Origin of the sequence: Kribbella rubisoli, from assembly GCF_004217145.1 — a bacterium.
In the GTDB taxonomy this organism is placed as follows: Bacteria; Actinomycetota; Actinomycetes; order Propionibacteriales; family Kribbellaceae; genus Kribbella; species Kribbella rubisoli.
In genome coordinates, this window is sequence record NZ_SHKR01000013.1 from 798121 (window position 1) to 812490 (window position 14370).

Consider the following 14370-nt stretch of genomic DNA (forward strand, 5'->3'; position numbering starts at 1 on the left):
GAAGATCCGGGCTACAGTCAGTCGCGTCCTGTAGACATTCGGCGCGTGCCAGTTAGTGGCAAAAGGGGCCTCATCTTGAACCGAGAGTCGACAGGTCGCACCGCGCCTACCACTGCAGGCGTCTTGGCGGTCATGCGGAAGCGGCAACACTGGTCCCAAGCCGTCGAGCGCCTTCGGGACCTTGCCGGTTCGCGCGGGGACGGGCCCCATAGGGCCGCTGAAGAGTACGGCGAGGTGTATCGCGGACGCCGCGGGGCGAGCTTCCAGAGCAGATCGGTCACCTCGCACCCTCCCTTGTGCGCTAGTGAACACTTCACTACGTTACGTCACCACGGATCGGTCTGCGCGAACTCTCGTGGTGTCGCGTATCAGACGCTCCTGGTAGCGCCTCTCTTGCACCGTCGGGATCCTGGCGACGGTATGGTCGCCGCCTGCGATCTACGCCGACGTTCGTTCCTTCATCGTCGGCGGCCGCCGATAATCTTTTGACTGGGGGTTGCACGATGGCGTCCCCTGAATCCGAGCCCAGGAGTGCCGCTGTGCGTTTGACTGCCGACAAGGTTGTGACGTGGATCGATGCGTCAGCGCCTGCGGGTGTCACACCCGAGAAGGTCTACCTCGGCCCGGACCCGTTTGGCCTCGGCGGGTTCCAGGTGGCCATGGGGAAAGCCGTGACGGCGCCTTCCCGTCAAGCACTTCGGGACCTCTTCACCGCTCGCAAGGGTAGGACGCAGATCCAGCTTGTTGTCGCGGTGATCCACGACGGGACCGTTCACCTCTTTGGTCCGGATCCACAGGCGCAGCCGATCGAGCTTCCGCTGGAGCAAGCAGAGCGCCAGCTTCAGTCCGTTCTCTCCGAACCGGATCAGATCGCCGCAACCGAGCGGCTTGCCGGCTTCCGCAAAGCCAGCGACTCGATGGGCGTCGCAGGCTTCACCAACAGCGGCCTGTTCGCCTCGCACCACATCACCAGCAACGTGCCGAAGCGCTCCGACTGGGAGGCGCTCGGCAACAGGGCTGGGTCGCTCCTCAGCAGGCGCGGCAAGCAGCTCGTCGAGGCTCTTGGCTTCGGGACGCTGCCCGGGCCGAACGGCACGATGCTGCTGTCCATCGGCGGGCACCCGCCACACGCCGTGGCGGTCCTGCTCGACGACTCCGAGCAATTCGACGCCAAGACCCAGCGCTTCCAACTCTCGCCGGTCGCATTCGGTCTCGCCGTTGCCTCGCGGGCGGAGGTCCCGTGGCTCGTCGTCCTGCGCAAGGATCAAATCCGTCTCTACCCTGGCCGCGATGGCGTCGGTGTCGGCTCGAAGGGTCAAGCCGAGACGTACTTTGAGGTCGATCTGTCGACCATCGACTCGGAGTACGCGGCACTCCTGCCTCTGATCTTCTCTGCTGAAGCACTCGCAGCGGATGGCACCGCCGACGAACTTCTCAGTGACAGCTCGCGTTACGCCAGCGAGCTCGGTGCCCGTCTCCGCGAGCGCATCTACGACGAGATCGTCCCGCCCGTCGCGGTCGAGGTTGCTCAGCGGCTCGCGAAGCACGCGGCTGTACCGCTTGACGCAGATGGTCTGTCGCTGGCCTACAGAGTAACCCTGCGTATCCTCTTCAGGCTTCTCTTCCAGGCGTACGCCGAGGACCGCGGCCTCCTGCCCTCTGGACGGAATGAGGGCTTCGACGCCAACAGCCTCAAAACCAACGCGCGACGCCTGATGGACTCGGAGTCGGATGCGTTCGGCGACTCGTCGACCATCTGGTTCGACCTTGTGCAGGTCTGGAACGCCATCGACCGGGGCAATCAGCAGTGGCAGATCCCGTCCTACAACGGCGGTCTCTTCTCGACCGACTCGGACCGCTCGCCGGAGGGCGCTCTCATCAAGAAGATCGAGCTGCCCGACAGCGTGCTCGGACCCGCGCTGAAGAGCCTCCTCATCGACATGAACAACGACGGCGTGCTTGGTCCGGTGGACTTCCGCTCCTTGAGTGTTCGCGAGTTCGGCACGATCTATGAGGGCCTCCTGGACAGCTCGCTCTCGCGCGCGGACGAGGATCTGACTGTTGACAGCAGAGGCGCCTGGGTACCAGCCAAGCCGGGCGAGCACGTTTACTCACCAGCCGGCTCCGTCTATTTCCACACCGCGTCAGGCGAGCGGAAAGCCACTGGTTCTTACTTCACGCCAAAGGTCGTCGTCGACCACCTCATCGAACGCTCCATCGTGCCGTCGCTCACCGCCCACCTCAAGACGATCGCCGTCTACCTGGCTAGCGGGGACGCCTCAGCCGCCGCACGCCAGTTCTTCGACTTCAGAGTGGCCGACCTCGCCATGGGATCCGGCCACTTCTTGGTCGCCGCGGTCGACAAGATCGAAGCGCTCATGCGCACCTTCCTCACCGAGCACACAGTGCCCGGTGTCACCGAGGAGCTGCTGCGGCTCGCAGTGGTGGCCCGCGACGCGCTTGGCACCGACGACGTGGCTAAGAGCCAGGTCGACGAAGTCGGTCTGCTTCGACGCCAGGTCGCTCGCCGCTGCATCTATGGTCTGGACGTCAATCCGATGGCTGTCGAGCTCGCTCGCCTGGCTCTCTGGATCCACACCTTCGTGCCAGGCCTCCCTATGAGCAACCTTGATCACGGGCTCGTCAACGCCAACAGCCTCACCGGTATTGGCACCATCAATGAAGCGGTCGACGCACTTGTTGGCGCCTCTGAGTCCTTCACGGCGGCTCCTATGGCTGAATCGTCGCCCGACGGCGAAGACGCACTGTTCGACAACCCGGCGGCCCTCTTCGACGGGCTCGCGTCAGGCTCGAAGGTCAGCGGCTATCAGCAGTGGCTTCGTAGCGTCGTCACCGACTACCTCGAACAGGCGCGGCCCATTCTGGTGGACGTTGCGAACGCCTCAGAGGGAACGAAGGCTGAGGTGCAGCTAGCCGCGGAGATGCTTGGGCGGGCACGTGCAGCGGCCGAGCCTGCACGGAAGATCCTTGATGCCGCCGTTGCGATCCGCCTCGGAGCTTGGTCGACGAGCATTACGCGCCCGGAACACCTCGGTAGGCTCACCGACTCGGACGAACCGGGCATTCTCGTTGCGCCGCTCCACCCGGCCCATATGCCGTTCCTATTTCCAGAGGTATTCGTCCGGCCGAATCCGGGTTTCGATGTATTGCTGGGCAACCCGCCGTGGGAGGAACTCCAGGTCGAGGAGCCGAAATTCTGGTTGCGACTCCGGCCCGGGCTGCTGGGCCTGAAGCCAGCCGAGTTGAAGGCAGAGGTCAAGCGGCTGCGCGAAGAGCGTCCCGATCTTCTGCGCGAGCTCGAGCGCGAGAGCGCAGTCGTCGCGGACATGCGCAAGGTACTGCTCGCCGGACCGTACCCCGGTCTCGGGACTGGTGATATCGACTTGTACAGCGCCTTCGCCTGGCGATTTTGGCAGTTGTGCCGAACTGCCGGCTCGGTCGGTGTTGTCATCCCGCGATCGCAGATCAACAGCGCAGGTGGGGCTGACTGGCGGAAGGCCGTGTTCGAGCACGCGAAGGTTGAGATCGTGACACTACTCAACAATCGTCAGTGGGTCTTTCCCATTCATCCGCAATGGACCGTTGCCCTGGTTACCCTCACCAAGGAATCGTCCGATGGCGGGGCCATCAAGCTTGCTGGACCCTTCTTCAACCAACAGGAGTTCATGGCCGGCAAGGACTCGATGGGCGCAACGACGTACGCGACCTTGGCCGCCGCGTCGTCTGGCGCAGCCGTTCCCAATCTCTCCGACGCCGCTTCTGTACCGATCTTTACGAAAATGCGCGAGGCGCCGCGACTGGACGCCCGACGACCCGGCTGGGACTTCCGTCCGGTTGCGGAGATGCACGCCACAAACGATCGCCCGACGTTCGACAGCGGGCTGGGAGAAGGTGACGACCGGATACCGGTCGTCGGCGGTGCTGGGTTCAATATCTGGGAACCGACGACAGGGGAGGTCTATGCCTGGGCCGACCCAAAGAAGGTTGAGGACGCGCTCTTCGGCAAACGTAAGAACCAGACACGGCTGACGCGCTCCGCCTTCTACGGCCTGCCCGCCAGCGTTGTGAACGACCGGAGCAGTCTTTCCTTTCACCAGGCACGAATCGTTTTCCGCGACATCGCCAGGGCTACGGACACTCGTACGTGTATCGCGGCACTCATCCCACCGGAGACGGTGTGTCAAAACAGCGCCCCGTACCTACTTCAGGTGGACGGCGATGGAAAGGAGGCTTCTTATCTGCTCGGTGTTCTGAGCTCCATCCCGCTGGACTGGTACGCGCGGCGGTATGTCGAACTGCACTTGAACCTCCACATCTTTAAGGGACTACCGATCCCTCCCTACGAACCGAGTTCCGCGATCTGTGCTCGCACGGTCCGGATCGCTGCGCGGCTGGCAGCAGTTGACGATCGTTTCGAGGATTGGGCGGCCACCGTGGGAGTCCCGGTTGGGTCGGTCAAAACGCACGTCGAGAAGGCCGATCTGGTGGCCGAGCTGGATGCCCTAGTGGGGCTGCTATATGACCTCACCGAGGAGCAAGTCGAGCATGTCTTCGCGACCTTCCACCGCGGATGGAACTACGAATCGCGCCTCGATGCGGTGCTGAAGCACTATCGAGCATGGAAGGGCCAAACATGACGCAACTTCCGGACTTCGCCACCAACCGCGCACCAAGTGACGCGACGTCGACCGTTGCCGACAAAGTCAACGAGCTGTTCCGCCTTCTACGCGAGAACAAGGTGACGGCTCCGCCCATAGCTATTGCGACGGCGTACATCAACCCTGCTGGGTTCGCGCTGCTGGCCGACGAGCTGGAGACTGCGCCTCGCGTGAGGTTGCTGCTGGGTGCGGAGCCGGTGGAGGATTCGGTCAGGGCTATCACCTTGGGCGACTCGGATCAGGACGCACGTCGGGACGCGGCGATCGCTAACCACCAGGCGTGGCTGGAGGCCGAGCGGGACACGATGGGGTTTGCGCGTGTGCCTACGTCCGATGCAAAGCGCATGGTCGAGTGGCTCCAGAGCGTTGACTCCGAAGGCAGTGCGAAGGTGGAAGTCCGCCGCTATACAGGTGGTTTCCTTCACGGCAAGACGTACCTCGTCGAGGACGGCGCTGCTCAGGCAGCGATAGCTGGTTCGTCGAACATGACCTACGCCGGCCTCGCCCACAACGCCGAGCTGAACCTTGGCACGGGCGGTGGCACCCATTCGGCGGGCAAGGTCCGTGAGTGGCTCGAGCACTTCTGGAGCCTCAGCGATCCCTACGACCTTGCCGAGCTCTATGGCCGCCTATGGGACCCACACACGCCGTGGTCGGTCTACCTGCGGATGCTGTGGGAGCTGTACGGGGAACACCTCGACGCTGACGAGAACCCGAACGTCCGCACGGGCCTGCATCTCACCCGATTCCAGGCCGACGGCGTGGCTCGCATGGAGCGCCTGCTTGATGAGCACGGTGGCGTGCTGGTCGCCGACGAAGTTGGTCTCGGCAAGACCTTCCTCGCAGGTGAAGTCATCTACCGCACCGCGAACGTCAACCGGCAGCGTGTGCTCGTCGTCGCTCCCGCTGCACTGAAGTCATCGATGTGGGAGCCGTTCCTGGAGACCCACGACTTCAGCCGCTGGGTAAAGGTCTATTCCTACGAAGAGGTCCGCAACCGCCTCGACCCCGACAAAGGGCCGATCGATGCGTTCATGCAAGAGGTCGAGGACTACTCACTCATCGTGATCGACGAGGCTCACAACCTCCGCAACTCAGGTGCGCAACGCTCCGGTGCCGTCGACCGCGTGATCACCGCTGGCAGCCCAAAGCGGGTTGTGCTGCTCACGGCGACGCCGGTCAACAACTCACTGAACGACCTTGAGACGCTGGTCAAGTACTTCATTCGCGATGACGCCCGGTTCGCGTCCCTTGGCATCCCGAGCATCCGCGAGTACATCAAGCAGGCACAGGCCATCGACCCCGCCAATCTCACGCCTGAACATCTCTTCGACCTGATGGATCAAGTCGCTGTGCGCCGTACGCGGAAGTTCGTCAAGGAGCACTATGCCAACGAGCTGATCATCGGCCCGGACGGCAAGCCCACGACAATCAAGTTCCCTCAGCCCAAGGTACGCCGCATCGACTACGGCCTCGACGCCGACGGGCTCGCGCTCATCGATGCGATGGTCTATGCGCTCGACGATCCGGCCGACCCTCACACGCCGCGAGCGTGGGAGGATCGCAGCCGCGACCCCAAGCGACTGATGCTCGCGCGCTACCTCTCCAGCATGTACACGGTCGACCACGACTTGCAGGAGTACCAGATCACGAACGCCGGCCTTCTCCGCTCGGGCCTGCTGAAGCGACTGGAGTCCAGTCCGCAGGCGCTGCATGCCTCGCTGGAGAAGATGATCGTGTCCCACGAGTCGTTCCTTAGCGCACTGGGTAAGGGCTTCGTCCTCAAAGGTGAGGCACTCAGTGAGTGGGTGTCATCGGATTCCGACGACCTCGATGAGTTCGTCGCTGAGTTCGACAAGGACGACCAGATCGAATCCGTCGACGGCTACCACTTGTCCGAGCTGCAAGTCGATGTCGACTCCGACATCACGCTGCTGCGAGAACTGAGGGACCTCGCCGAGGTGGTCATCGACGGCATCGAGCCCAAGGCCGAGCGGCTGATCGAAGAGCTGATTCAGATCGCCGCCGAGGCCCAGCGCGTTGACCCGCGCGGGTTGTCCCATGCCGACCGGCGGAAGGTCATCATCTTTTCCGCATTCACGGACACGATCCTCCCGATCCACGAAACCGTGGTGAAGGCGATCGAGAACGCCCCTGCCGGTTCACCATTGGCCGACTACCGTGAACGTGTCGCCCCACCGATCATGGGTTCCTACGCCAGGACCCACGAGCGCGGTGCGAGCGGCGGCGTTGACCAGGGTGGTCGCGCTTCAACCATTGCCGGGTTCGCTCCTGCCACGGCCGGACCGCGCAACGCTGCTGGTGAGCCGTCCGCCAAGGACGAGTTCGACATTCTCTTCACGACCGACGTGCTCGCGGAGGGGGTAAATCTCCAGCAGGCAGGTCAGATGATCAACTACGACCTGCCGTGGAACCCGATGCGCATCGTTCAGCGCCATGGGCGTGTCGACCGCATCGGCTCCAAGCACGACTATGTCTACCTCGGACTGTTCTTCCCGGCCGAACGCCTTGATGCGTTGTTGGAGTTGGAATCACGTCTGGAGGCAAAGCTCGCGCTCGCAGACGCGGCGATCGGTGCCGGTGAAGTCCTGCCGGGACGCGGGCCGGGCCACGAGGTCAATCTCGCCGACGACCAGGTCATCGAGGAGTTTGAGAGGCTTCTCGACGCAGGTGGTTCGAGTGCCTCGCTGTCCGGCGAGGAGTACCGCCGCCGCCTCTTCGGGGCCTTCAGCATGGAACCCGTCCTGAAGTCCGACGTGCTGTCGCTTCCATACGGATCGGGCAGCGGATTCGTGAATCCAGTTGTACACGGCAACGGCTACGTCTTCTGCGTCAAGATCGGCAAGAGCGCGAAGCCGTGGTTCCGCTATGTCCCCGCCAACGACGACTGGTCTCTCCGGCTCACGGAGGACGGCGTACCAATCGTCTCGCAGGACACACTCATCTCGTTGCGCGTCGCCGACCCGCAGAACTCCATCGCCGAGCGATGGCTGCCCGAGGACGTCTATGACCACGCGTTCGACGCCTGGGAGGTCGCCCGTGACAGCGTGTACGCAGCATGGAAGGAACTGACCGACCCGAACGCGTTCCAGCCCGACCTGCCGCTGTCGTTCCGTGACGCGTATTCGCTGGTGCTTCGCAAGGGCGGGTACCTCGGAAGGGACGCTCAGATCGCTCTCGCCAACCGACTGCGCAGCGTCCCTACCGCCAAGGTCGCCCGGCAGGTGCGCAGCGCCCTCAACCAGGGTGCCACCGATGAACAGCGCATCGGGCTCATCGCCGAAGTCCTCGACGAGGCCGGCATCACCGCCCCGCCGCCGCGCGAGCCATTGGCTGACATCGAGAAGCACGAGGTCCGCCTCGTGACGTGGCTGGCGGTCAAGGGAACTAGGTCCGTTGACGGGACCGCCGGATGACCTTTGATGCACGTCACTCAGTCGACAAGGGACTGCATCACCTTGCCGGCCGACTCGACCCGATCATCGGCGCGAAGCTAGGCCCGAGCCTTCGCGGCTTGCCGTGGCCGACGGTACTGACCGAGTTGGACAAGATGCGTGGCAAGCCGCCGAAGTCCTACGTCTCGACCGACCTTCAGGCACAGCTCAAGGCCATCACAGAACGGCTCGGCAACCTCGGCTTCCCGTTCGACGACCACACACGCTTGGTGAGCGCGCTCGGCAGCGAGCTGCGGATTGTCCGTAACCGCTGGGCCCACCACGACGAGCTGACCACGCTGGATGCGTGGCGTGCCCACGACTTCGCAGTTCGACTGCTGGAGCACTTCGGCGACGGCCCGGGTATTGCCGGTGCAAGCAAGTTGAGGGACGAGGCGTTCAACGAGCTGGTTGAGGAGAAGGGCGTCGCTTCGCACGTCGCTCCCGCAACTATGGCGCCTGTTGCGGCTCCGAAGCCCGCCGTGAAGGAGCCCCGCGCCGCTGACGTCGTCCGCCCCGACCCGGCCATGCTCACTCGCGCCGACCCGACCAGCACCCCGACCATCGGAGCGGGCCGTTTCGAGTTCGAGCCGTGGGCAGTCGTGCTCGTAGGCGACGTCTCCGTCCTCGACGACCTCCCCAAGAAGGTTGCAAAGGAAAAGGTCCGCGCCGTCGCGACCGAGATCGCCGAGTTCGAGGGGCCGATCCACATCGACAGGCTGGCGCAGCTCACGGCGGCCTCGTTTGGCGTCCAGCGTCTATGGCCTGCGCGCGAGAAGAGGCTGACCTACCAGATCAGGCAGACCGGCCTGCTGGTCGACGACGAAAGGTTCGTGTGGCCGAGCGAGCTCGACTCGAAAACCTGGCGCGAGTTCCGCCCCAACGACAGCACTGTCGATCGACCGTTCACCGAGATCAGCCCGGTGGAGATCGTGAACGCCATGCGCCTACTGAAGACCGCCACGCCGAGCCTCAGTGACGCCAGCCTCGACGCCGCCACTCTCCAGACTTTCGGGCGCAAGCGCAAGACCAAGCAGTTCGCCGTCCACCTTGACAAGGCGCGGGCACTACTCTGAGGGCCTCAGGTAGCGGAGACCTCAACGGGATGTGGAAATGCTGGCCACCGGCCTGCACTCGTCGCCGTCAGCGGGGGCAGTCTTCAAGGAGGCCAATGAGCGAGAAACGAACTGGCCAGTCGACACGCTCGCGCTTCTCCGCGTTCTTCCACCAGCAGCTGCCGACCGGGGAGACGGCCAACTTCCCGCGATCTCGACCATCTTGAGTTGTTGTCCGCCTTTACTCGGCAAAATCAACGGAAGACGCTGGCTGAGCATGGTCACCAATGAGAAGCCTGGTGCCGTGAATCCGCAGGTCACGGGTAGGTTTCGCCAATTGATGACCAACGATGAGCGTATTCTTGCCAGTTTCCGCGGGTTGTGGGTTCGAGTCCCACGGGGCCTACCTTTGAAGAATGGTCTCTGAGCTGCGTAAGCAGGTTGGAGGCCATTGTCGGGTTTGCGGCTACTCGGCTAGGAGGAGGAATTGGAAGCCGGTGAGGGCTGCGTGGTTGGTTCCGTTGAAGGTGGCCGGGATCTTGCCGTAGGACATCGTCGCGGTGGCTGTGCCGTTGAACTTGCTGAAGCCGTACTGGTAGCCCGTGTCGGTGTCGTGGTCGACGGCGGTGATGATGGTGGCGCCGTTGACGCCGCACTTGTTGACGACCAGGGACTCGTATGCCGCCCAGCCGGATTTCCGGATCAGCCTTACGACCGGCTTTGCCTTGGTGGTGGTGGGGATGTGGATTGTGTAGAGCGCGCCTGCCTTCGTGGTCATGAGGAGGGTGTCGTAGGTCATCTCCTCGCTGATCATGGTCATCGTCTTGAAGCCCTTGAAGCCTGCGAACGAGCCGGCCGACTTGTACCCGGTGCCGTTCGGGGCGTAGCGGTACAGGTTGCCGTTGCTGTTCAGGCCGTACAGGTACGCGGGCCGGGATCCCTTGAGGGGATAGTTCGAGGTGGCGATGGACGTGAAGCTCGCCCAGCCAGTGCCGACCCTGACCGCCGTCGACTGCGCCGGGCTCCGCCCGGAGAGGACGGTCGTCTGCCGGTACAGGTTCGAGCCCAGCAGGAAGAGGCCGAAGGCGTAGTACTGCGTGCCCGCGGCGTTCCACGCCAGGTACCACCTGTCCATGAAGCGGGTGGCGAAGAACTTCGAGTACACGTACGGCGGGTACACCAGCCTCGGCGGCTTGTGCGCGCCGATGTCGACGGTGTCCACGACGTTCGCCTTGGTCGGCCAGACGACCGAGCTCCCGCAGTTCTCGGTCGCGGCGGCGGCTGAGCCGCGCGCGGCGGAGGCCGTTGATGTCGCGCTAGCAGTGGTGGTGGCAGTGGAGGCCAGCAGACCGACACCAGCCAGGACAAGCGCAAGACGCTGCAACTTCATTAAGTAGTCCCCTCCAGAGAAGCACACGACCCCCCAAGGTCGAGCTGACCCTAGCGCCTGCCTCGACAGAACGGTGGACTATTGCAGCTTTGTGCAACGCCCTGTCGCGACAAGGCACCCGTGCAGAAATCCTCTCTGGATCGGGAACCTGCTCGTTCGCACCGACACCTAACGATCGCAAGGGGAATCGTGAGGGGAGTGTGGAGTGGGCGGCGTACGGGCTGTGGCTGCTGTGTCGGACCGGGAGCTGTGGGCTCAAGCCGCGGAGGGCGACTCCGGAGCGTTCGCGCAGCTGTATGACCGGCATGCCCGGGCGATCTACAACTTCCTGCATCGCCGGACCGGGTCCTGGAGTGACGCGGAGGACCTGACGTCCGCGGTCTTCCTGCAAGCCTGGCGGCGGCGGGCTGACGTCGTACTCGATCGTGACTCGGCCCTGCCCTGGTTGCTCCGGACGGCCGACTACACGGTCCGCAACGAGTGGCGGAGCAAGCTTCGCTACCGCCGCGCGCTGGCTGCCGCGCATCTCCTTCACAGGGAGGTCGAGGACCCTGCGGATGACGTGGCGGGGCGTCTCGATGACGACCGCCGGATCCGGGCAGTCCTGGCGTCGCTGGAACGCCTGCCTAGACAGGAACACGAGGTCATCGAGCTCTGCGTCTGGGCCGGACTCGATCAGGCTGCGGCGGCGGTAGCGCTCGACGTACCGATCGGCACGGTCAAGTCGCGGCTGTCCCGCGCTCGAAAGCACCTGCGCGAACTGAATCTGGAGACCCAGGCATGAATATTCTGCTGCCCGACGGCGATCTGCGTCCGTCGACCCGAGACCGTCAGCGCGACGAACTGATCTCGATCCTCGAGAGCGAATTCGGTACGCCGTCACGCCGCCGACTGCTCGTTCCGCTGGCCGCGGTCGCGGCGGTCGTCCTGGTTGCCGCGCTTGGTTTCGTGCTGAGGGACGGCAAGCCGCGCGTTGAGCAGAGTGCGCCAGCGGTCGAGCCCTTGAGCGCCGCGGACAAGGCACATCTCGGTCAGCGCTGCCTGGTCAGCTACAACCTCGCGACGTCCACGGGCCACACGGTTCTCGACGGTTTCCGGTTCGTGAACCCGCCCGGCGACGCGTACGTCCGGACGTGGGTCGTCGGGTACGGCGATGGTCTGTGGGTGAACTGCGGGTTCAACCAGGCCGGAGTCATGGTCTCGGGTACTGCGGCCGCACCGAGGTTGGGGCTGTTCAACGAGGCGCAGCCCGGCGGGCCAGGCAGCGGTGCCTACGTCAAGCCGATCACGCGCATCACCGTCACGCCGCTCGGCGGCGAACCGGTCGAGGCCCTACTCCGCAACGGCTTCTACTACGCCCCGGTGAGGTCGGTGGCGGCCGGCAAGACGCAGACCGACAGCACCCCTCGCCCGTACGTCGTTCGCGCGTACGACGCCACCGGAAACCTCGTCTACACCAGCGCGCAGACCGAGGCCGACCGCAAGGCCGATCAAGTCGCCTGCCGAGCCGACCCGACAGGCCGCACATACGCCTTGATCGGCTCGGAAAGACCCCTCCCCGCTCCCAAAGACTGCCGCCCCAACCTCCCCTGGACCTGGCTACCCAACTGAGCCGACGAGAGCGGCGCCGAAGACCCACGAGGATGTCTGCGCGATGAAGTCGTACGGGAATCCGAGTTCGAACGCGGTGGCCTCGTTCAGGCGGGCGATGGTCTCGGGCGGCAGGACGAGGTCGGCGGCGGCGAGGTTGTCGCGGAGTTGATCGGCGGTCCGCGCTCCGACGATGGGGTGAATCAGGGGCGAACGGCACATCGTCCAGGCGATCGCTACCTGCGATGACGTTGTGCCGAGTTCATCGGCGACGTCTTGCACGACTCGGGCAACGGCGTGATCCCTGGCTGACAGCGATTCTGGGGCCAGTCGGCTTCCGGACGCAGGTGTCCCGAGGGCGTATTTGCCGGACAGTACTCCGCCGCCGAGCGGGCTCCACGCGGTCACGCCGAGGCCGAGCGACTCGGCCATAGGCAGCAGTTCGCGTTCGATGTCGCGCTGGAGCAGGCTGTACGGGACCTGCAGGCCGACGAACGGGCTCCAGCCGCGCCACTCGGCCAATGTGTTGGCGCGGGACACGACCCAGGCGGGTGCGTCGGAGATTCCGACGTACAGAACCTTGCCGGCCTGTACTGCGTCGTCCAGCGCTCGCATGGTTTCCTCGAGCGGCGTGTGCTGGTCCCACATGTGCACCCAGTAGACGTCCAGGTAATCGGTGCGCAGGCGGCGCAGGCTGGTCTCCAGCGATGCGCGGAGGTTCTTGCGGTGGTTCCCGGCGGCATTGGGGTCGGTACGGTCGCGGGAGACGGTGTACTTCGTTCCGAGCACGAACGACTCACGCCGGCCGGACAGCAGTTCGCCGAGGAACTCCTCGCTGGCCCCATCGCGGTAGTTGATGGCGGTGTCGATCATGTTGCCGCCCGCCTCGGCGTACAGGTCCAGCATCTGTCGGCACTCCGTCATCGGTGCGCCGACCCCGCCCTGTTCTCCGAACGTCATCGCGCCCAGGATCAGCTCGGAGATCCGAAGGCCGCTGGTACCCAAGGTGCGATACCTCATGGGGTCGCCGATCCACTGAACAGCTCGGCGGCCCGGGCGGCGATCTCCGCTGGTGACACGTCCTGGACGTGTTGATCCAATGCCCAGCGGTGCCCGGACGGGTCCAGGAACTGGCCGGTGCGATCCCCCCAGAAGGCATCATGGACCGGCTCGTAGACCGTGGCTCCTGCCTGCAGAGCCCGGGCCCAGGCGGAGTCGATGTTGGGGACCTGGATATGCAGCGCGGCCGGCGTGCCGCCGAGCGCGGCCGGAGTGTGCTGGCCCCGGTCGGGCATCTCTCCCGCCACCGCCAGGATGGTGTCGCCGAGGAGGAGTTCTACTGTCAGCGTCCGGCCATCGGGAACGGTGAGGCGGCTCGTCTCTTGTGCGCCCAACGCATCGGCGTACCAAGAGGCGGCCTGGTCCGGGTCATTGACGACCAAATGAATCGCAATCTGAGTCACGCTTGCGACCATACATTGTGTATGGTCGTAGCGTCCATACATAGTGTCCGGACACTATGATGAGTTGCATGCCTTCCAGACGCACTGTGCGCTCTGACCGTCGATCCGCGGCATCCCCGGCCTCCGCGGAGCTGCGGGAGCGAATCTTGTCCGCGACGCGCGAGTTGCTGCAGAACTCCCGCTTCGACAGCCTCAGCGTGGCCGACATCCTCGACTCCGCTGGCGTGTCCCGGGCCAGCTTCTACTTCTACTTCCCGAGCAAACAGGCGGTGCTTGCTGACCTGGTGCGCGAGGCGGTCGCGCAGGGGCAGCAGGCGGCTCGCCCCTGGACCGACCAGGAGCAGGATCCGGTCACCGCGCTTCGGGCCGGTGTGACCGATGGAGCCAGGCTGTGGCGCGACAACGCCGGCGTTCTGATGGCGATCGTCGAGAGTTGGGGATCTGACGAAGAGCTTCGCGAGCTATGGCTCGAGCAGATGAACCTGTTCACCGAGGCCGCCACCGCACGCATCGAATCCGACCCCCATGCGGGCCCGCGACTCGGCTCCACGCACACGCGCGCCGTCGCCGCATCGCTGACCTGGTTGGGGGAACGCCTCTATTACCTGGCCGCAGCCTCGGTCCCGCCGTTCGACGACGAGGAAGTCCTCATCGACACCCTCACCACCGCCTGGACCTCCATCCTGTACGGCGACTCGTCGCGGTTGGAGGGTGACAGCTGAGGACAGCGGGCTGAGA

At 64.6% G+C, this 14370-nt stretch carries 9 protein-coding genes; 6 read left to right on the forward strand and 3 right to left on the reverse strand.

The genetic code is table 11. The features are described 5' to 3' along the window. Positions 1 to 539 precede the first annotated feature (539 nt). The 3 genes from EV645_RS23935 to EV645_RS23945 are packed head-to-tail and all read left to right on the forward strand — an operon-like array spanning position 540 to position 9210. Entirely contained in the window at positions 540 to 4658 is a 4119-nt protein-coding gene (locus EV645_RS23935; protein WP_130446182.1) for an Eco57I restriction-modification methylase domain-containing protein, read from the forward strand. Next, positions 4640 to 8116 (forward strand): SNF2-related protein, encoded by a 3477-nt coding sequence (locus tag EV645_RS23940; protein ID WP_206751450.1) that lies wholly within the window; start codon positions 4640 to 4642, stop codon positions 8114 to 8116. Before EV645_RS23935 ends, EV645_RS23940 begins: the two co-directional genes overlap by 19 nt. Next, a complete protein-coding gene (locus EV645_RS23945; RefSeq protein ID WP_130446184.1) occupies positions 8113 to 9210 on the forward strand; it encodes a DUF3320 domain-containing protein in 1098 nt (365 codons plus the stop codon). Before EV645_RS23940 ends, EV645_RS23945 begins: the two co-directional genes overlap by 4 nt. A 445-nt stretch (positions 9211 to 9655) precedes the next feature. Here EV645_RS23945 and EV645_RS23950 read toward each other — a convergent pair whose 3' ends face one another. Then, positions 9656 to 10579, reverse strand: coding sequence for a hypothetical protein (locus EV645_RS23950; protein ID WP_130446185.1), 924 nt, complete (start codon positions 10577 to 10579; stop codon positions 9656 to 9658). Between the two features lie 205 nt (positions 10580 to 10784). Here EV645_RS23950 and EV645_RS23955 point away from each other — a divergent pair, with 205 nt between their 5' ends. Both EV645_RS23955 and EV645_RS23960 read left to right on the forward strand, forming a co-directional pair. Next, positions 10785 to 11363, forward strand: coding sequence for an RNA polymerase sigma factor (locus EV645_RS23955; protein ID WP_242000604.1), 579 nt, complete (start codon positions 10785 to 10787; stop codon positions 11361 to 11363). Then, positions 11360 to 12190, forward strand: coding sequence for a hypothetical protein (locus EV645_RS23960; protein ID WP_130446186.1), 831 nt, complete (start codon positions 11360 to 11362; stop codon positions 12188 to 12190). Before EV645_RS23955 ends, EV645_RS23960 begins: the two co-directional genes overlap by 4 nt. Here the strand turns inward: EV645_RS23960 and EV645_RS23965 are convergent. Together EV645_RS23965 and EV645_RS23970 are read right to left on the reverse strand one after the other, a co-directional pair. After that, positions 12179 to 13189 carry an aldo/keto reductase gene (locus EV645_RS23965; protein ID WP_130446187.1) on the reverse strand — a complete coding sequence of 337 codons (1011 nt, stop codon included), beginning with the start codon at positions 13187 to 13189 and terminating at the stop codon, positions 12179 to 12181. The genes EV645_RS23960 and EV645_RS23965 overlap by 12 nt on opposite strands. Further along, a complete protein-coding gene (locus tag EV645_RS23970; RefSeq protein ID WP_130446188.1) occupies positions 13186 to 13632 on the reverse strand; it encodes a VOC family protein in 447 nt (148 codons plus the stop codon). Before EV645_RS23970 ends, EV645_RS23965 begins: the two co-directional genes overlap by 4 nt. A gap of 146 nt (positions 13633 to 13778) precedes the next feature. On the opposite strand from EV645_RS23970, the gene EV645_RS23975 reads away from it, so the two are divergent. After that, positions 13779 to 14354 carry a TetR/AcrR family transcriptional regulator gene (locus EV645_RS23975; protein ID WP_198681803.1) on the forward strand — a complete coding sequence of 192 codons (576 nt, stop codon included), beginning with the start codon at positions 13779 to 13781 and terminating at the stop codon, positions 14352 to 14354. The last annotated feature ends 16 nt before the right edge of the window (positions 14355 to 14370 follow it).